This is a genomic window from Streptomyces sp. RK9, from assembly GCF_045070545.1.
Lineage (GTDB): Bacteria > Actinomycetota > Actinomycetes > Streptomycetales > Streptomycetaceae > Streptomyces > Streptomyces alboflavus.
The window spans coordinates 2,604,100-2,622,968 of the sequence record NZ_CP173703.1 but is presented as its reverse complement, the minus strand read 5'-3'; the positions used below and the strand labels follow the sequence as shown (position 1 = coordinate 2,622,968).

At 74.3% G+C, this 18,869-nt stretch carries 15 protein-coding genes; 12 read left to right on the top strand and 3 right to left on the bottom strand.

Features of this window, described 5'->3' with window-relative positions:
* Positions 1-154: 154 nt before the first annotated feature.
* Genes AB6L24_RS10595 through cobI form a run of 4 tightly spaced genes read left to right on the top strand, consistent with a single transcriptional unit; the run spans position 155 to position 4,978 of the window.
* Complete coding sequence (locus AB6L24_RS10595) at positions 155-2,170, top strand: putative cobaltochelatase (RefSeq protein ID WP_405654526.1); 2,016 nt, start codon at positions 155-157, stop codon at positions 2,168-2,170.
* Entirely contained in the window at positions 2,170-2,778 is a 609-nt protein-coding gene (gene cobO, locus AB6L24_RS10590; protein ID WP_405654524.1) for a cob(I)yrinic acid a,c-diamide adenosyltransferase, read from the top strand. The genes AB6L24_RS10595 and cobO overlap by 1 nt, the downstream gene beginning before the upstream one ends.
* Positions 2,772-4,241, top strand: coding sequence for a cobyrinate a,c-diamide synthase (locus tag AB6L24_RS10585; protein WP_405654522.1), 1,470 nt, complete (start codon positions 2,772-2,774; stop codon positions 4,239-4,241). The genes cobO and AB6L24_RS10585 overlap by 7 nt, the downstream gene beginning before the upstream one ends.
* Positions 4,238-4,978, top strand: a complete 741-nt coding sequence (gene cobI, locus AB6L24_RS10580) for a precorrin-2 C(20)-methyltransferase (protein ID WP_405654520.1) — start codon at positions 4,238-4,240, stop codon at positions 4,976-4,978. Before AB6L24_RS10585 ends, cobI begins: the two co-directional genes overlap by 4 nt.
* A 20-nt stretch (positions 4,979-4,998) precedes the next feature.
* Here cobI and AB6L24_RS10575 read toward each other — a convergent pair whose 3' ends face one another.
* Positions 4,999-5,730 (bottom strand): ZIP family metal transporter, encoded by a 732-nt coding sequence (locus AB6L24_RS10575; protein WP_380851143.1) that lies wholly within the window; start codon positions 5,728-5,730, stop codon positions 4,999-5,001.
* Positions 5,731-5,913: 183 nt separating this feature from the next.
* On the opposite strand from AB6L24_RS10575, the gene cobM reads away from it, so the two are divergent.
* The 6 genes from cobM to cobC are packed head-to-tail and all read left to right on the top strand — an operon-like array spanning position 5,914 to position 12,522.
* A complete protein-coding gene (gene cobM, locus AB6L24_RS10570; protein ID WP_405654518.1) occupies positions 5,914-6,735 on the top strand; it encodes a precorrin-4 C(11)-methyltransferase in 822 nt (273 codons plus the stop codon).
* On the top strand, positions 6,732-8,111 hold the full coding sequence (gene cbiE, locus AB6L24_RS10565) for a precorrin-6y C5,15-methyltransferase (decarboxylating) subunit CbiE (RefSeq protein WP_405654516.1): 1,380 nt from the start codon (positions 6,732-6,734) through the stop codon (positions 8,109-8,111). Before cobM ends, cbiE begins: the two co-directional genes overlap by 4 nt.
* On the top strand, positions 8,108-9,868 hold the full coding sequence (gene cobJ, locus AB6L24_RS10560) for a precorrin-3B C(17)-methyltransferase (RefSeq protein ID WP_405654513.1): 1,761 nt from the start codon (positions 8,108-8,110) through the stop codon (positions 9,866-9,868). The genes cbiE and cobJ overlap by 4 nt, the downstream gene beginning before the upstream one ends.
* A 5-nt stretch (positions 9,869-9,873) precedes the next feature.
* Complete coding sequence (locus AB6L24_RS10555; protein WP_405654510.1) at positions 9,874-10,497, top strand: precorrin-8X methylmutase; 624 nt, start codon at positions 9,874-9,876, stop codon at positions 10,495-10,497.
* On the top strand, positions 10,494-11,441 hold the full coding sequence (locus AB6L24_RS10550) for a sirohydrochlorin chelatase (protein WP_380851159.1): 948 nt from the start codon (positions 10,494-10,496) through the stop codon (positions 11,439-11,441). Before AB6L24_RS10555 ends, AB6L24_RS10550 begins: the two co-directional genes overlap by 4 nt.
* Positions 11,425-12,522 (top strand): Rv2231c family pyridoxal phosphate-dependent protein CobC, encoded by a 1,098-nt coding sequence (gene cobC / locus AB6L24_RS10545; protein WP_405654508.1) that lies wholly within the window; start codon positions 11,425-11,427, stop codon positions 12,520-12,522. The genes AB6L24_RS10550 and cobC overlap by 17 nt, the downstream gene beginning before the upstream one ends.
* Positions 12,523-13,171: 649 nt before the next feature.
* Here cobC and AB6L24_RS10540 read toward each other — a convergent pair.
* Positions 13,172-14,113 carry an SCO1860 family LAETG-anchored protein gene (locus AB6L24_RS10540; RefSeq protein WP_405654506.1) on the bottom strand — a complete coding sequence of 314 codons (942 nt, stop codon included), beginning with the start codon at positions 14,111-14,113 and terminating at the stop codon, positions 13,172-13,174.
* A 349-nt stretch (positions 14,114-14,462) separates the two neighbouring features.
* Between AB6L24_RS10540 and AB6L24_RS10535 the strand changes: the two genes are divergently transcribed.
* Positions 14,463-15,917 (top strand): arylsulfatase, encoded by a 1,455-nt coding sequence (locus AB6L24_RS10535; protein ID WP_405654504.1) that lies wholly within the window; start codon positions 14,463-14,465, stop codon positions 15,915-15,917.
* A gap of 345 nt (positions 15,918-16,262) precedes the next feature.
* Here AB6L24_RS10535 and AB6L24_RS10530 read toward each other — a convergent pair whose 3' ends face one another.
* Positions 16,263-17,351 carry an amidohydrolase family protein gene (locus AB6L24_RS10530; RefSeq protein WP_405654501.1) on the bottom strand — a complete coding sequence of 363 codons (1,089 nt, stop codon included), beginning with the start codon at positions 17,349-17,351 and terminating at the stop codon, positions 16,263-16,265.
* A 144-nt stretch (positions 17,352-17,495) separates the two neighbouring features.
* Between AB6L24_RS10530 and AB6L24_RS10525 the strand changes: the two genes are divergently transcribed.
* The gene (locus AB6L24_RS10525) at positions 17,496-18,596 is read left to right on the top strand and encodes a pyridoxal-phosphate-dependent aminotransferase family protein (RefSeq protein ID WP_405654500.1); all 1,101 of its coding nucleotides are present in this window, start codon (positions 17,496-17,498) and stop codon (positions 18,594-18,596) included.
* Positions 18,597-18,869 lie beyond the last annotated feature (273 nt).

The following is an 18,869-nucleotide window of genomic DNA, read 5'->3' as shown; positions in this document are numbered from 1 at the left end:
CCGCGTTGGCGGGGACAACAGCAGCAGCTCGACCAGGTGATCGTGGAGCAGCGGACCACCCCCGCATCGGCGGGGAATATGGCCCCATCGTGGCTCTCTCCTTCTTTGAAGCTCTCTCAGTCCGGCCCCAGCCACTCGAAGGTGTGATCCGCGCATGAGCCCCTACCCTTTCACCGCGCTTGTCGGGCAGGACGACCTACGCTTGGCACTACTGCTCAACGCTGTCAGTCCCGCAGTGGGCGGCGTACTGGTACGGGGGGAGAAGGGCACCGCCAAGAGCACCGCCGTACGTGCACTCTCGGCACTGCTGCCGGAGGTGAGCGTCGTTCCGGGGTGTCGGTTCTCCTGTGACCCAGCGGCGGCGGACGCAGACTGCCCGGACGGTCCACACCGGGACGCCGGACGGATCCAACGCCCCGCCCGCATAGTCGAGTTGCCCGTCGGGGCCTCCGAGGACCGGCTCGTGGGGGCACTCGACATCGAGCGGGCACTGGCCGAGGGCGTGAAAGCGTTCGAACCCGGACTGCTCGCCGACGCCAACCGGGGAATCCTGTACGTCGACGAAGTCAACTTGTTGCACGACCACCTGATCGACGTCCTTTTGGACGCCGCCGCCATGGGCTCTTCCTATGTCGAGCGCGAGGGTGTGTCCGTACGGCATGCCGCGCGGTTCCTGCTCGTGGGGACCATGAACCCCGAAGAGGGCGAGCTGCGGCCGCAGTTGCTCGACCGGTTCGGGCTCACCGTCGAGGTCTCCGCGTCCCGCGAGCCCGACCAGCGCGTGGAGGTCGTGCGGCGGCGGCTCGCCTACGACGACGACCCGGACGGGTTCGCGGCGCGCTGGGGCGACGAGGAGGGTGCCGTACGCGGCCGCATCGTCGCCGCCCGCGCGCTGCTGCCGCGGGTGCGGCTCGGGGACGGGGCGCTGCGGCAGATCGCGGCGACCTGCGCGGCCTTCGAGGTGGACGGCATGCGCGCCGACATCGTGATGGCCCGCACCGCGACCGCCCTCGCCGCCTGGGCCGGGCGTGAGGACGTGCTCGCCGAGGACGTGCGGCAGGCCGCGCTGCTCGCGCTGCCGCACCGGCGGCGGCGCAATCCCTTCGACGCGCCGGGGCTCGACGAGAACAAGCTGGACGAGACGTTGGAGGAGTTCGGGGAGAACAACGACGGGGGTGATGAGCCCGATCCCGATGGTGGCGGGCCCGACGGTGGTGGCGGGCAGCCGCCGCAGGACTCCGGGCCCGAGCAGTCCGGGGACGGGGCCGCCGCGACGCCCGAGGCCGCCGACGACGGGCAGCCGCAGGGTGGTGGCGCGGGCGAGCAGCAGGCCGTGCGCGCCGGTGAGCCGTTCCGGACGAAGGTCCTGAGCGTGCCGGGGCTCGGCGAGGGCGCGGCGGGGCGACGGTCGCGGGCGCGCACCGAGCACGGCCGTACGACGGGTGCGCGGCGGCCCCGGGGGGCGCTCACGAAGCTGCACCTGGCGGCGACCGTGCAGGCCGCCGCGCCCCATCAGCGGGCGCGCGGGCGGTCCGGGCGCGGGCTCGTGGTGCGGCGTGACGATCTGCGGCAGGCCACCCGGGAGGGGCGCGAGGGGAACCTCGTGCTGTTCGTCGTGGACGCGTCGGGGTCGATGGCGGCGCGGCAGCGGATGAGCGCCGTGAAGGGCGCGGTGCTCTCGCTGCTGCTCGACGCCTATCAGCGGCGGGACAAGGTGGGGCTCGTGACGTTCCGGGGGTCGGGGGCGGAGGTGGCGTTGCCGCCCACGTCGTCCGTGGACGCGGCGGCCGTGCGCCTGGAGTCGCTGCCCACCGGCGGGCGTACGCCGATCGCGGCCGGGCTGCTGCGCGCCCACGAGGTGCTGCGGGTGGAGCGGCTACGGGATCCCGCGCGGCGGCCGCTGGTGATCGTGGTGACCGACGGCCGGGCCACCGGCGGTGTGGAGCCGGTCGCGCAGGCCGGGCGTGCCGCGCGGCTCTTCGCCGCCGAGGGGCAGGCGTCGGTGGTCGTGGACTGCGAGTCGGGTCCGGTGCGGCTCGGGCTCGCGGGGCAGCTGGCCGGGGAGCTCGGCGGGACCGCGGTGACGCTCGACGAGCTGCGGGCCGACTCGATCGCCGGTCTCGTGAAGGACGTCCGGGAGTCGTACGGCTCCGCGAGGAGGGTTGCCTGATGCCTCAGGGACAGCCGAGTGTCGTGCCCGACGACGGGCTCACCACGCGTCAGCGGCGCAATCGGCCGCTCGTCGTCGTGCACACCGGGATCGGCAAGGGCAAGTCGACGGCCGCCTTCGGGCTCGCGCTGCGGGCCTGGAATCAGGGGTGGCCCATCGGCGTGTTCCAGTTCGTGAAGTCGGCGAAGTGGAAGGTCGGCGAGGAGAACGCGCTGCGGGTGCTCGGCGCCAGCGGGCAGGGCGGGTCCGTCGACTGGCACAAGATGGGTGAGGGGTGGTCCTGGATCCAGCGTGCCCCGGCCGACGGCGAGATGAGCAACGAGGACAAGGCCCGTGAAGGGTGGGAGCAGGTCAAGCGGGACCTTGCCGCCGAGACGTACCAGCTGTACGTCCTCGACGAGTTCGCCTACCCCATGCACTGGGGGTGGATCGACGTCGAGGAGGTCGTCGCCGTGCTGAAGGCCAGGACCGGGACCCAGCATGTCGTGATCACCGGGCGCAACGCGCCGGACGCGCTCGTGGAGTACGCCGACCTCGTCACCGACATGTCCAAGGTCAAGCACCCCATGGACGCCGGTCAGAAGGGGCAGCGGGGCATCGAGTGGTAGCACGTGTCGTTGTCGCCGCACCGTCCTCCGGGAGTGGGAAGACGACCGTCGCGACCGGGTTGATGGCCGCCTTCACGGAGGCCGGGCTCGCCGTGTCCCCGCACAAGGTCGGGCCCGACTACATCGACCCCGGATATCACTCGCTGGCGACGGGCCGCCCGGGGCGGAACCTGGACGCGTATCTGTGCGGGCCCGACCTGGTCGCCCCGCTGTTCGCGCATGGCTCCGCCGGGTGTGATCTGGCCGTCGTCGAGGGTGTGATGGGGATGTACGACGGGGCCTCCGGGCAGGGGGAGCTGGCCTCCACCGCGCATGTCGCGAAGTTGCTGCGGGCTCCTGTCGTGCTGGTCGTCGACGCGTCGTCGCAGTCCCGGTCCGTGGCCGCGCTCGTGCACGGGTTCGCCTCCTGGGATCCGGAGGTTCGGGTCGGCGGGGTGATTCTCAACAAGGTGGGGTCGGAGCGGCACGAGGAGTTGTTGCGGGAGGCGTTGGACTCTTCCGGGGTGCCGGTGCTGGGTGCCTTGCGGCGGGCTCCGCAGGTTCGGGCGCCCTCTCGGCATTTGGGGCTTGTGCCTGTCGCCGAGCGGCGGGGGGAGGCTCTTGAGGCTGTGACCGCGTTGGCCTCGCAGGTGCGGGGCGGGTGTGACCTGGAGGCGGTGTTGGCGTTGGCTCGCAGCGCGCCGGAGTTGTCGGGTGCGGGGTGGTCGCCCTGCGAGGCATTCCCCAGTCCCGCCCCCTCCCGGCTGTATCGATTTGCGGCTCCGCCGCGTGGGGGGCTCCGCCCCCGGACCCCCGAATCGGCGCTTCGCGCCTCGTCCTCAAACGCCGGACGGGCTGAAATCAGCACCCCGGACGTGCAGGAGCCGCCCGTCGTCGCCATGGCGGGTGGGGCCGCGTTCTCGTTCTCCTACGCGGAGCACGCCGAGTTGCTCGCCGCTGCCGGGGCCGAGGTCGTGACCTTTGACCCTCTGCACGACGAAGAGCTTCCCCCCGGCACCCGGGGGCTCGTCATCGGGGGCGGGTTCCCCGAGGTGTACGCGCCCGAGCTGTCCGCCAACGAGCCCTTGCGGAAAGCCGTGGCGGAGCTCGCCCGGAGCGGTGTGCCGGTCGCCGCCGAATGTGCCGGGTTGCTCTATCTGGCGCGGGAGTTGGACGGGAAGCCGATGTGCGGCGTGCTGGACGCGACGGCGCGGATGTCGGAGCGGCTGACGTTGGGGTATCGCGAGGCCGTCGCCGTGTCGGACAGTGTGCTCGCGGGCGTGGGGACACGGATGCGCGGGCACGAGTTCCACCGCACGGTCGTGGAGCCGGGCGCGGGGGCGGCTCCCGCCTGGGGGCTGCACGCTCCTGAACGGCGCGTCGAAGGTTTCGTACAACGGGGTGTGCACGCGAGTTATCTGCACACGCACTGGGCCGCCGAGCCCGGGATCGCCCGTCGGTTCGTGGAGAGGTGCAAGGCATGAGTGGCAGCGGCAGCAGGCTGATCGGCGTGGGGGTCGGCCCCGGCGATCCCGAGCTGGTGACCGTCAAGGGCGTGAACGCGCTGCGCGGCGCCGATGTCGTCGTCGTACCCGTCATGGACACCGGCGAGCGCGGGCGCGCCGAGGCCACGGTGCTGCACTATGTGCCCGAGGACCGCGTCGTACGCGTCGTGTTCGCGCTGAACGAGCGCACCGACCGGGCGCGGCGCGAGGCGGCCTGGGACGCGGCCGGGGAGCGCGTCGCCGAACTGCTGCGGGAGCGCGGCACGGTGGCGTTCGCGACGATCGGCGACCCCAATGTGTACTCGACGTTCACCTATCTCGCGCAGACGATCGAGGGTCTGGTGCCGGGGGTGGCCGTCGAGACCGTGCCCGGGATCACCGCCATGCAGGACCTCGCGGCGCGCAGTGGTGCCGTCCTCACCGAGGGCACCGAGCCGTTGACGCTGGTGCCGGTGACGGCCGGGGCCGCCGTCCTGAAGGACGCGCTCGCCGGGCCCGGGACCGTGGTGGCGTACAAGTTCGGGCGGCTCGCGCACGAGGTCGCGGCGGCGCTGCGGGAGACCGGGCGGACCGAGGACGCGGTGTGGGGGTCGGCGCTCGGGCTGCCCGAGGAGTCCATCCGGGGCGCCGGGGAACTGGGCGACGGGCCGCTGCCGTACCTGTCGACGCTCATCGCGCCCGCGCGGCGCGAGGGCGGGCGGGGCGGGAAACTGTGACCCTCGACCGGGGGCGCGGCTCACTCGGCGATGCCCACCACCAGCCAGATGAACGCCGCCCCCGCCACCGTGCAGAGCAGCGTCGAGCGCGCCGGGTGGTCGTGGTGGGCCTCGGGCAGGATCTCGGCGGCGGCGAGGTAGAGCAGGGCGCCGCCGAAGAAGCCGAGATAGCCGCCGAGCAGTTGCTCCGGAATGGTGAAGGCCAGCGTGGTCGCCGCGCCCACGACCGGGGCGACCGCGTCGGCGAACAGCATCGCGACGGCCTTGCGGCGCGCGTTCCCGTACAGCCGGGTGATCGTGTACGTGTTGAAGCCGTCCGCGAAGTCGTGGGCGATGACGGCGACCGCCACCGCCACGCCCATGCCGCCGCCCACCTGGAACGCGGCGCCGATCGCGACCCCGTCCATCACGCTGTGGCCGACCATCGCCGCGGCCGCCGTCAGGCCGACCTCCGGGACCCGGCCGCCCGGGTGCTCGTCCGCCCCGTGCGCCGACCGGCGCAGCGCGAGCAGCCGCTCCACGACGTGCGCGAACAGGAAGCCCGCGACGGCCAGGAGCAGCGCCGCCGGTACGCCGAAGACCGGTCCTCCGGCCGCCTCCAGGGCCTCGGGGAGCAGATCGAGGCCGACGACGCCGAGCATCAGGCCGCCCGCGAGACCGAGCACCAGATGGCGCCGGTCGGTGACCCGCCCGGCGGTCCAGCCGCCGACGAGTGTCATCACGAACGCGCCGAGCGCCACGAACACCGCCATGCGCTCTTGCTAGCCGATTGAGCCCGCGCCCGCATCGCGCACCCGCCCCCCGGCCCCACGGGCCACTCCCCCGGCCCCGTCCCCGGGCCGCACGTCTTCTTCAGTCCCCGTTCCGCACGAGTCCGTACGAGTCGGTACGAACCCGTACGAGCCAGTAGCAGTCCGTATGAGAGGAACCTCCCCATGGCCGACGCCGCCCCCACCGGCAAGGTGACCTTCGTCGGGGCCGGACCCGGCGCCGCCGATCTGCTGACGTTCCGGGCCGCCCGGGCCATCGCGGACGCCGACGTGGTGATCTGGGCCGCGAGCCTGGTGCAGGCCGAGGTCCTGGAGCACGCCCGCGAGGGCGCCGAGATCCTGGACTCGGCGGTGATGTCCCTGGAGGACGTCGTGGCCGTGTACGAGCGGGCCGCGCGGGACGGCCTGAAGGTCGCCAGGATCCACTCCGGTGACCCGGCGCTGTGGGGCGGCACGCAGGAGCAGTTCGACCGGTGCGCCGAGCTCGGCGTCGAGACGGAGATCGTGCCGGGTGTCTCGTCGTTCTCGGCGGTCGCCGCCATCGCCGGGCGCGAGCTGACCATTCCCGAGGTCGCCCAGTCCGTGATCCTGACCCGTCTCGGGGGCGGCAAGACGCCGATGCCGCCCGGCGAGGAGGTGCGGGAGTTCGCACGGCACGGCACGACGATGGCGCTGTTCCTGTCGGCGGCGCGCAGCGGCCAGCTCGTGCGGGAGCTGCTCGAGGGCGGCTATCCGACGAGCACGCCCGTCGTCGTCGCGTACCAGGCCACCTGGCCGGAGGAGCTGGTCCTGACCTGCACCGTCGAGACGCTCGAAGAGACGGTCAAGGAACACCGGCTGTGGAAGCACACCCTGTTCCTGGTCGGCCCCGCCCTCGGCGCCCACGGCACCCGCTCGCACCTGTACCACCCCGGCCACTTCCACGGCTTCCGCAAGGCCGACCCCGAGGCCCGCGCGGCCCTGCGCGCCGAGAGGTCCGAACGGTGATCACTGTCTTCGGTACGGGGACGGGGGCACCCCTGGACGAGGCGGCCCGCTCGGCGGTGCGGGGCGCCGCCCTCGTGGTGGGCGGCCGCCGCCATCTGGAGGCGGCGGGGGTGCCTGCGGGGGTCCGGCAGGTGGTGCTCGGCCCGCTGGGGCCCGCGCTGGAGGCGATCGAACGGCTCCTGTCGGCAGACGGCGAGATATCTAAAGCCTGTCCGGCGATTGAGGACGAGGCCGAAGGCCGATCGGCGGGACCACGGACGCGGAGCAATGACTCTCCCCACGCCCCGGCAAGGGTGGTCGTCCTTGCCTCCGGGGACCCCGGGTTCTTCGGCATCGTGCGCGCCCTGGCGGACAGGTTCGGGCCGGACGCCCTGGACGTCCGGCCCGCCGTCTCGTCCGTGGCGACGGCGTTCGCGCGGGTCGGCCTGCCCTGGGACGACGCAGTAGTGGTGAGCGCCCATGGGCGCCACCTGCGCACGGCGGTGAACGCCTGCCGGGCCCACCCGAAGGTCGCCGTCCTCACCGGCCCCGGCGCGGGCCCCGCCGAACTGGGCGCCGAACTGGCCCGCCGCACGGAGAGCCGCACGCTGGTGGTGGCCACCGCCCTGGGCGACCCCGCCGGAGAACGCGTGGAACGGGTCACCCCCACCGAGGCCGCCGCCCGCGACTGGGGCGCCTCGGTCAGCGTCGTGCTCTGCCTCGACGAGGAGCGCGCGGTCACCGCGGCCGCCCGTACCGTCGCGGGGCCGCGGACCGGGCCCGGCCGGTGGGCCCTGGCCGAGGAGGAGTTCAGCCACCGGGACTCGATGATCACCAAGTTCGAGGTGCGGGCCCTCGCGCTCGCCCGGCTCGGGCCGCGCGTGGGCGACCTGGTGTGGGACATCGGCGCGGGGTCCGGCTCCGTCGCCGTGGAGTGCGCGCGGCTCGGCGCCGCCGTGACCGCCGTGGAGAAGACCGCCGACGGCGTCGAGCGTGTCCGCGCGAACGCCGCCGCGCACGGCGTCGACGTCCTCGCCGTGCACGGGGCGGCGCCCACCGTCCTGTCCGACCTCGCCGACCCCGACGCCGTGTTCGTCGGGGGCGGCGGGCGCGAGCTGCCCGCCATCGTCACCGCGTGCGCGCGGCGGGCGCGGCGGGCCGTGGTGGTGTCCCTCGCCGCGGTCGACCGGGTGCCCGCGGTGCGGGCCGCGCTGCTCGGGGCCGGGTTCGACTGTGACGGGGTGCTGTTGCAGTCCTCGCGGCTCGCGCCGCTGCCGGGTGAGGTCACGCGGCTCGCCGCGACCAATCCGGTGTTTCTGCTGTGGGGTACGCGGCCGGCTGCGCCGGGCGCGGAGCCCTTGGGTTCGACTTCCTTTACCGAAGGGGTAGTTCAGTGATCGGCCTGATCTCCGCCACGGAGGCCGGTGGGCGTGCGCGTGCACGGCTCGCCGGCGCCTGGCCCGCGCGTACGCGGGTGTACGAGGGTCCCGTGCGGGACGCCTTCGAGCGGGCGTTCCGCGAGTGCGAGCAGGTGGTCTGCTTCCTCGCCGCGGGCGCCGTGGTGCGGTTGGCCGCGCCGTTGCTCGCGGGGAAGTCGGTCGACCCCGGGGTCGTGTGTGTCGACGAGGGTGGGCGGTTCGCCGTCGCCCTGCTGGGTGGGCATGCCGGGGGCGCGAATGCGCTGGCTCGGGAGGTCGGGGAGGTGCTCGGGGCCGAGCCTGTGATCACCACCGCCACGGACGCGGTGGCCGTGCCGGGGCTGGACACGCTCGGGTTCCCCGTGGAGGGGGATGTTGCCGGGGTGACCCGGGCCATGTTGGACGGGGAGGCCGTCGCCCTGGAGGCGGAGTTGGCGTGGCCCCTTCCTGCCCTGCCGTCGAACGTATCGGCACCCCCGCACTGGGCTGTGCCCACCCTTCCCCAAGCTCTCGGCTCCGCCGGCCCCGCCCCACGGGGTGAAGGCGGGAAGCCGACCGTGCGCGTGTCCGACCGCGCCCTTGAGCCCGCTCTGCGGGAAGTCGTGCTGCGGCCGCCCTCGCTCGTCGTGGGGGTCGGGGCCAGCAAGGGGGCGCCTGTCGACGAGGTGCTGGGGCTTGTGCGGGAGTCGCTGCGGGAGGCCGGGCTCTCCGCCCTCTGTGTGCGGGAGTTGGCCACCGTCGACGCCAAGCGGGACGAGGCGGGGATCGTGGAGGCGGCCGGGCGGCTCGGGGTGCCGTTGGTGACGTACGGCGCCGAGGAGCTGGCCGGGGTCGAGGTGCCGAATCCGTCGGGGGCGCCGCTCGCCGCCGTCGGGACGCCGTCCGTCGCGGAGGCCGCGGCGCTGCGCGGCGGGGGCGAACTCGTCGTACCGAAGCGGAAGTCGGAGCGCGCGGACGGCAGGCCCGCCATGGCGACCTGTGCGATCGTGCGGCGGCCCGCGCGGGGGCGGCTCGCCGTCGTGGGGCTCGGGCCCGGCGCCCGGGACCTGCTCACGCCCCGCGCCCGCGACGAACTGCGGCGCGCCGCCGTGCTCGTGGGCCTCGACCAGTACGTCGACCAGATCCGCGACCTGCTGCGGCCGGGGACGCGCATCGTCGAGTCGGGGCTCGGCGCCGAGGAGGAGCGGGCCCGTACCGCCGTCGCCGAGGCCCGCGAGGGCCGCGCGGTGGCGCTGATCGGGTCGGGCGACGCGGGCGTGTACGCGATGGCGTCGCCCGCGCTCGCCGAGGCCGGCGACGACATCGACGTCGTCGGCGTACCGGGAGTGACCGCCGCGCTCGCCGCCGGTGCGCTGCTCGGCGCGCCGCTCGGCCACGACCACGTGTCGATCAGCCTGTCCGACCTGCACACGCCGTGGGAGGTCATCGAGCGCCGGGTGCGTGCGGCGGCCGAGGCGGATCTGGTCGTGACGTTCTACAACCCGCGCAGCCGCGGCCGTGACTGGCAGCTGCCCAAGTCCCTGGCACTGCTCGCCGAGCACCGGGCGGCCTCGACGCCCGTCGGTGTCGTGCGCAACGCCTCGCGCCCCGACGAGAGCGTGCGCCTGACCACGCTGGCCGCGCTCGACCCGGACAGTGTCGACATGATGACCGTCGTGACCGTCGGCAACACCGCGACCCGCGCCATCGCGGGCCGCATGGTGACGCCCCGCGGCTACCGCTGGCAGGGGGTGTGACCGCCATGGCCGACGGACAGAGCACGGCACGCGTCGTGCACCCCATCGAGCAGGAGTCGTTCCGGCGGCTGCGGTCCCGGCTCGACACCTCGCACTTCCCGCCGCTGACGCGGGCCGTCGTGGAGCGCGTCATCCACTCCGCCGCGGACCTGGACTACGCGCGGGACCTGGTGACGGACGAGGAGTCGCTGGTACGCGGCCACGCCGCCCTGCACGCGGGCGCGCCCGTCGTCGTGGACGTGGAGATGGTCGCCGCCGGGATCACGCGGCGCGAGACGGTGTGCCGGCTCAAGGACGCCAAGTCCGCTGCCGGGCTGACCCGTTCGGCGCATGCTGTGCGGCTCGCGTACGAGGAGGTGGGTCCGGGCGCGCTCTGGGTGATCGGGTGCGCGCCCACCGCCCTGGAGGAGCTGCTGCTGCTCGACGCCAGGCCCGCCCTCGTGATCGGCCTGCCGGTCGGCTTCGTGGGCGCCGTCGAGTCCAAGGAGGCGCTGCGCGCCAGCGGACTTCCCGCCGTCAGCAACGTGTCCGAGAAGGGGGGTTCGGCGGTCGCATCGGCCGCTCTGAACGCCCTGCTGTACCACCCCCCGGCGCCGGGCGCCGGGGTCCGACCCGAGGAGAACAAGTGACCACCCCGCCCGCACTGCTCATCGCCGGCCACGGCACCCGCGACGACGCCGGGGCCGCCGCGTTCCGTGACTTCGTCGCGGAGCTGGCGCGCCGCAACCCCGAACTGCCCGTCGCGGGCGGCTTCATCGAGCTGTCGCCGCCGCCGCTCGGCGAAGCCGTGACCGAGCTCGTCGAACGGGGCGTCAAACGGTTCGCGGCGGTGCCGCTCATGCTGGTGTCCGCCGGGCACGCCAAGGGCGACATCCCGGCCGCGCTGACCCGCGAGAAGGAGCGCCACCCCGGCATCTCGTACTCCTACGGCCGTCCGCTGGGCCCGCACCCCTCGATCCTGAAGGTCCTGGAGCGGCGGCTCGACGAGGCGCTCGGCGACACGGTGCGCACGCCGGAGGACCGGGCCGACGTCACCGTGCTCCTGGTGGGGCGCGGCTCGACGGACCCCGACGCCAACTCCGAGGTGTTCAAGGCGGCGCGGCTGCTGTGGGAGGGGCGCGGGTACGCGGGCGTGGAGACCGCGTTCGTGTCCCTTGCCGCGCCCGACGTGCCGTCGGGCCTCGACCGGTGCGTGGCGCTGGGCGCGCGGCGCATCGTGGTCCTGCCGTACTTCCTGTTCACCGGCATCCTGCCGGACCGGGTGCGGCAGCAGACCGACGGCTGGGCGTCCGCGCACCCCGACGTGGAGGTGCTGTCCGCCGATGTGATCGGCCCCGAGGAGGAGCTGGTCGAGCTGGTCATGGAGCGGTACCGGGAGGCCGTGGGCGGGGACCTGCGGATGAACTGCGACACCTGTGTGTACCGGGTGGCGCTGCCGGGCTTCGAGGACAAGGTGGGCCTGCCGCAGCAGCCGCACTTCCACCCCGACGACGACGGCCACCATCACCACGGGCACGACCACGGTCACGGTCACGGGCACGGACATCACGGAAGCCATGCGCACTCCCACTGAGGCCGGGGTCGCCGACGGTCCGGCGGCGGGCGTCGCCGCGCCCGACGTCGACCTGCGGCACCACGGGGACGTGGAGGTGCGGGGCGGCGGCGATCTGGTCGACCTGGCCGTCAACGTCCGTGCCGGTACGCCGCCGGCGTGGCTGAAGAGTTGCGTGGCCGCGTCCCTCGACGGCCTGGCCGCCTACCCCGACGGGCGGGCGGCGCGGGCCGCGGTGGCGGCGCGGCACGGGGTCCCCGTGGAGCGGGTGCTCCTGACGGCGGGGGCCGCCGAGGCGTTCGTGCTGCTCGCGCGGGCGCTGCGGGTGCGGCGGCCCGTCGTGGTGCATCCCCAGTTCACCGAGCCGGAGGCCGCGCTGCGGGATGCCGGGCACGCGGTGGGGCGGGTGCTGTTGCGGGCCGAGGACGGGTTCCGGCTCGATCCGGGGCTCGTGCCCGAGGACGCCGACCTCGTCGTGGTCGGCAATCCCACGAACCCCACCTCCGTGCTGCATCCCGCCGCGGACATCGTCCGGCTCGCCCGGCCGGGGCGGGTCCTCGTGGTGGACGAGGCGTTCATGGACGCGGTGCCGGGCGAGCACGAGGCCCTCGCCGGGCGGGTCGACGTGCCGGGGCTCGTGGTGCTGCGGAGCCTCACCAAGACGTGGGGGCTCGCCGGGCTGCGCATCGGCTACGTCCTCGCCGACCCGGCGGTCGTCGCCGAGCTGTCGCGTGCGCAGCCGCTGTGGCCGGTGTCGTCGCCCGCCCTTGCCGCGGCGGAGGCGTGCGTGTCGCCGCGGGCGCTCGCGGAGGCGGGCCATGTGGCCCACCGGGTGGCCGCCGAGCGGCGGTATCTCGTGGGCGGGCTCGCGGAGCTGCCCGGCGTCTCGGTGGCCGGGCCCGCGGCGGGGCCCTTCGTCCTCGTCCGGGTCGCCGACGGGCTCGGCGTGCGGGCGCGGTTGCGCGAGCGGGGGTTCGCCGTGCGGCGTGGCGACACGTTTCCCGGGCTCGGGGCGGAGTGGCTGCGGGTGGCGGTGCGGGACCGGGGGACGACGGACGCGTTTCTGGGGGCTTTGCGGGGGGTGCTGGCCGTCGGGCCCTGAGGCCGTGGGCGGGCCCTGCCGGGGGCTCCCCAGTCCCGCCCCTTCCCGAAACCGGGGCTGCGCCCCTGGGCCCCGGGGGTGGGTGTCCCCTTCGGGTGGGACAGCCTCCGCCGAATCGGCGCTTCGCGCCTCGTCCTCAATCGCCGGACGGGCTGAAATACAGCCGGGGCGGGCTGGAAAGGTGCCGCAGGGCGGGCCGGAAACATGCCCCGGGGCGAGCCGGAAGCACGCCGCAGGGGCAGGCCGGGAGCATGCCGCGGGGCAGGCTGGAAGCACGCCGCAGGGGCGGGCCGGAAGCACGCCGCGGGGCAGGCCGGAAACATGCCGGGGGGCGGGCCGGGAGCATGCCGCGGGGGCGGGCCGGGAGCATGCCGCGGAGGTGGGCCGGGAGCATGCCGCGGAGGTGGGCTGAGAGCATGCCGCGGAGGTGGGCTGAAAGGTGCCGGGTGGGTGGGCCGGAGTGGTGCTGTGGTGGGAGGCGGTTCGGGGCCGAAGGTGCCGCGCTGCTGCGCAGCCGGTGCAGGTTTGGGCGGGTGGGTGGGAGAAAGCCCCTCCGGCGTTTGAGGAGCGGGGGTCTGGGGGCGGAGCCCCCAGTCACGGGCAGGGGCGGGACCCGGCCGGGGCGTCGGCACCCCGGCCGGGAGTCGGCTCAGCCGCGGCGGCGGCGCGTCAGCGCCAGGGCGCCGCCTCCGGCGAGGACCAGGGCCACCGCGCCCCCGGCCACGTACGGGGTGGAGGAACTGCCGCCGGTCTCGGCGAGGTTGTCGTCGGGGGCCTCCTTCTTCGCGGCGACCGGCTGGGCGGGCTTGCCCTGGGGCGCGGGCTCGGCCTTCTGGGGCTCGGGCAGGGGCTTGGGCCCGGGGCCGGGGGTGGTGCAGTTGGCGCCGGCCAGGGTGACCGTGCCGTCGACGGCCGCGACGCCGAGCTTCAGGGGGTCGACGGACACCTTGAGGCGCAGGGCGACCGCGGCTGCCGTACGGGACGTGGTGCGGGCCGAGGACAGGTCGAGGCGGACGTCGCCGACGCCGGGGACGGACACCTGGGTGGTGCCGGAGGCCTTCACGGCGACGCGCTTGCCGAGCACGGTGACCCCGCCGAGCAGCTTGGACTCGGCGACGGGCCGCTTCCCGGACACGCACAGGGCCTTGGAGGTCACCTGGTCGACCTCGACGAGGGGCAGCACGGGCAGTCCTGGCAGATGCACCTTCGCGCGGGCGATGTTGCTGTAGCCCTGGGCCGTGCCGCCCTTCACGGTGGCGCGCGCGGTCGCGACGTCGGCGCGCAGCACGCTGACGGGGCGGCCCCCGTCGACGCCGTCCAGCTTCACGGTGAGCGCGGTCTTCTGGGCGCTCGCGGGCGCGGACACCTCGTTGAGGACGGCGTTCAGCGGGAGGTTCACGGTCTTGTCGAGCAGGGAGACGTTGAGGCCGGTGCGCAGGACGACGGCGTCGGCGCGGCCGCCGCGGTGGTCGTCGGTGGCGTGCGCGGTGCCCGCGGCGGCGAGGGCCGCGGAGCCCGCCGCGACGACGGTGGCGGCGGTGAGCGCGCCGATGCGGCGCCCGGGCAGTCTGCGGAAGGCGTTGCTGGTCAAGGTGGTGGAACCCTCACTTGAGTCACGGAAGTACCGACCGCGCACGCCACACGGGGACATCGCGTGCGCGCGGCACCAGGGACGCCGGGGATGCGCCTGGCGGCGCCCTCCCGACACCCGGAATCTTTACGCACTGAGAGTGAACAGTCAGCAACGCGGCGTGAGTTCACCCCAAGGAGAGGTTTCCGACGATGCATTCGAATCCGTCGGCACGGGCGTTCCCCCGGGCCTCTCGCACCCCGCACGTGCCGGTGACAAGCGTGATCGTCACGTTGACAGCCGGGGCCGGGGCAAAGTTACGTACAACGAGCCGGACCCCGTCGCGTCACCCTCCGTCAACAGGAGCCGCATGCCTCGCAACGTCGTCCTGATCACCGCCGACCAGTGGCGCGGCGACTGCCTGTCCGCCGCCGGGCACCCCGTGGTCCGCACGCCGTACCTGGACCAACTGGCGGGGCGCGGCGCCCGGTTCGACAAGGCGTACTCCGCCGTGCCGTCGTGCATCCCGGCCCGCGCCGCCCTGCACACCGGCCTCGCCCAGACCTCGCACCGCCGCACCGGCTACCGGGACGGCGTGCCGTGGGAGTATCCCGTCACGCTGGCCTCCGAGTTCGGGCGGCACGGGTACCAGACGCGGGCCATCGGGAAGCTGCACGCCTTCCCCGAGCGCAATCGCATCGGGTTCGACGAAGTGACCCTCCACGACGGGTACTTGCACGCCGCCCGGGACCGGCGGGTCGACCCGCGCTTCCACGACGACTACCTGTCCTGGCTCGAACGGCAGCCCGGCGAGCGCGCCGGGGCCGACTACGCCGACACCGGCCTCGACTGCAACAGCGTCGTGGCCCGCCCCTGGCCCCGGGCCGAGCGGCTGCACCCCACCAACTGGGTGGTGACCGAGGCCGTCGACTTCCTCTACCGCCGCGACGTCACCTCGCCCTTCCTCCTCCACCTCTCCTTCCACCGGCCCCATCCGCCCTACGATCCGCCCGCCTGGGCCTTCGAGCAGTTCCTCGGCGTGCCCCAGGAGGAGCCCGTCGTGGGTGACTGGGCCGACTCCCTCGCCCACTGGCGCGACGACAGCCGGGCCGACGCCAACTACGCGACGTACGACGCCGAGACCGTCCGGCGTGCCCGCGCCGGCTACTACGGCCACATGGCCCACATCGACCAGCAGATCCAGCGCTTCCTCACCGCGCTCGCCGAGTTCGGGCTCGGGGACGACACGTGGGTGTGCTTCACCTCCGACCACGGCGAGATGCTCGGTGAGCACCGGCTGTGGCGGAAGGCCTATCCGTACGAGGGGTCCGCCCGGGTGCCCCTGGTGCTCGCCGGGCCGCCGGGCGCGCTGCCCTCCGGCGGGGTCGTCGCCGACTCCCTCGTCGAACTGCGGGACGTCATGCCGACGTTGCTCGACTGCGCGGGTCTTGCCGTGCCGGACGGCCTCGACGGCTACAGTCTGCTCCCCGCGGCGCGGGGTGAGCCTCTTCCCTCGCCCCGGCCCTGGCTCCACGGCGAGCACGTCCTCTTCGGGGAGTCCATGCAGTGGCTCACCGACGGGCGGGAGAAGTATGTGTGGTTCTCCGGCAGCGGCCGCGACCAGCTCTTCGACCTGACCCTCGACCCCCAGGAACGTCACGACCTGGCCCCGTCCCGACCCGCCTCCGTGACCCGCTGGCGCACCCGCCTCACCACCGAACTCACCGACCGCCCCGAGGGCTACGTCTCTGACGGCGCCCTACGCCCCGGCCGCGCCCCGTTGGAGGTCCTGCCGGAGGCTCCCCAACCCCACCCCTTCCCGTAACTGGGGGCTCCGCCCCCAGACCCCCGCTCCTCAAACGCCGGAGGGGCTTCCTCCCACCCACCCGCCCAAACCTGCACCGGCCGTGCAGCAACGCGGCACCTTCAGCCCCGAACCACCTCCCACCACAACGCCACTCCGGCCCACCCACCCAGCACCTTTCAGCCACCCCGGCGGCACGCACCCGCCCCGCCCCGGCGAGTTTTCAGCCCGTCCGGCGATTGAGGACGAGGCGCGAAGCGCCGATTCGGCGGGGGCTGTCCCACCCGAAGGGGACACCCACCCCCGGGGTCCAGGGGCGCAGCCCCGGTTTCGGGAAAGGGGCGGGACCGGGGCGCACCGCGAGGGTCAGGCCACCACCCGCCCGTTCACCACCACCGCCGAAGGCGCCGCGAGGACCCGGACGTCCGCGCGGGGGTCCTCCGCGTACACGACGAGGTCCGCCGGAGCACCCTCGACGAGCCCGGGGCGCCCCAGCCAGGAACGGGCACGCCACACGGCGGAGGACAGCGCCTCGACGGCCGGGATCCCGGCCTTGGTGAGCTCGGCGACCTCCCCGGCGATGAGGCCGTGGGCGAGGGCCCCGCCGGCGTCGGTGCCGGCGTAGACGGGGACACCGGCGTCGTAGGCGGCGCGGACGGTGTCGTAGCGCCGGGCGTGGAGCCGCCGCATATGGGCGGACCAGCGGGGGAACTTCGCCTCGCCGCCGTCGGCGAGCTGCGGGAAGGTCGCGATGTTGACGAGGGTGGGCACGATGGCGACGCCGCGGGAGGCGAAGAGGGGGATGGTGTCCTCGGTGAGCCCGGTGGCGTGCTCGACGCAGTCGATGCCGGCCTCGACGAGATCCCGGAGGGAGTCCTCGGCGAAGCAGTGGGCGGTGACCCGGGCCCCGAGCCGGTGGGCCTCGGCGATGGCGGCCTCGACGGCACCGCGCGGCCAGCAGGCGGTGAGGTCCCCGGCGTCACGGTCGATCCAGTCGCCGACGAGCTTGACCCACCCGTCGCCGCGCCGCGCCTCGCGGGCGACGTACGCGACGAGGTCGTCGGGCTCGATCTCATGGGCGTAGTTGCGGATGTAGCGCCGGGTGCGCGCGATGTGCCGCCCGGCCCGGATGATCTTCGGCAGGTCCTCGCGGTCGTCGATCCAGCGGGTGTCGGAGGGCGAGCCCGCGTCGCGCAGGAGCAGGGTGCCCGCGTCGCGGTCGGTGAGGGCCTGCTTCTCGGCGACGTCCGGCGCGACGGGCCCGTGGGCGTCGAGGCCGACGTGGCAGTGCGCGTCGACGAGGCCGGGCAGCGCCCAGCCCCGGACGGTGAGCACGTCCCCGGCGGCGGGCCGCCGGTAGGTCACCCGTCCGCCGACCACCCACAGCTCGTCGCGTACGTCGTCGGGCCCTACGAGCACCCGCCCCTTCACGTGCAGCACCGCGCGTTCGCTCATGTGCGTCAGCTTAGACAGCAGCGTGGGAGGCGACAGGGCTGACGGGGGCGGTGGGTACGCTCGACGGCGAGAGACCGGGGGCCGAGCCCCGCGGCCGCCTCACCGACCCGCCGTACAGACCCCGTTACCGAAGCGAGCAGCAGCGTGACCCACCCCTTCCTTGACCTGGCGCCGCTCGGCGCCGCGCACTTCGCCGCCATCGAGGACCGGGTGGCCCGGCTCCTGGACACCGAGCAGGACGTCGTGATCATGCAGGGCGAGGCGCTGCTGCCCCTGGAGGGCTGCATCCGGGGCGCCGCCCGCCCCGGCACGAAGGCCCTGAACGTGATCACCGGTCCGTACGGGCAGACCTTCGGGAACTGGCTGCGGGACTGCGGCGCGAGCGTCGTCGACCTCGCGGTGCCGTTCCACACCGCCGTGACGGCCGCGCAGGTCGAGGCGGCCCTCGCGGAGCACCCGGACATCGACTTCGTGTCCCTGGTGCACGCGGAGGCGGCGACCGGCAACACCAACCCGGTGGCGGAGATCGGGGAGGTCGTACGGGCGCACGGCGCGCTGTTCATGCTCGACGCGGTGGCGTCGGTGGCCGCCGAGCCGCTGCTCCCGGACGCGTGGGGCGTGGACCTGTGCGTGATCGGCGCGCAGAAGGCGATGGGCGGCCCGGCGGGTGTGTCGGCGGTGTCGGTGAGCGAGCGCGCCTGGCAGCGCATGGCCGCCAACCCCGAGGCCCCGCGCCGCTCGTACCTCTCCCTCCTCGACTGGAAGGAGCGCTGGATCGACGGCGGCCGCAAGGCGCTCCTGCACGCCCCGGCGCAGCTGGAGATGCTGGCCCTGGAGGCGTGCGTGGAGCGCATCGAGGCGGAGGGCCTTGCCGCGCTGATGGGACGGCACGCGACGGCGGCGGCGGCGACGCGCGCGGGCGCCCTCGCGCTCGGCGGCGGCCTGGAGCCGTACGTGTACGAGGCCGCGGACGCCGCGCCGGTCGCGACGACGCTGCGGGCGCCGCGGGGCGTGGACGCCTCCGACCTGGTCGCGCGGGCGCTGGCGGCCGACCCGGTGCTGCCGCTGGTGGCGGGCGGGGGCGCGCTGGCCAAGGAGATGATCCGTGTCAACCACTACGGCCCGGACGCGACGCGCGGTGTGGTGCACGCGTCGCTGGCGGCGCTCGGTGCGGCACTGGGCGAGGTCGGGCTCGCCGTGGATCTGGAGGCCGGGCGGCGTGCGGTCACCCTCGCCTGGGCCTAGGCCTGGGTGAGCGCCGCATCGGCGCTCCGCGCCTCGTCCTCAATCGCCGGACAGGCTTTGCCTACCCGCCGCGCCACGACGGGGGCGGCCTGTCCGGCACCTGCCAGAAAGTGAATCGCCGCACTGCGATAAAGCGCTCCAGGGCAATTTCCCCGTGCGCTTTCATGAATTCTTTATGAGTGCAGCTTCCCGTATTCTTCTGCCCGCTTTCCGGGAGCCTAAACACTAAGGTTTCGCCAGCGCCAACCGCCGTAATTCGGGCACGTCTCCCCA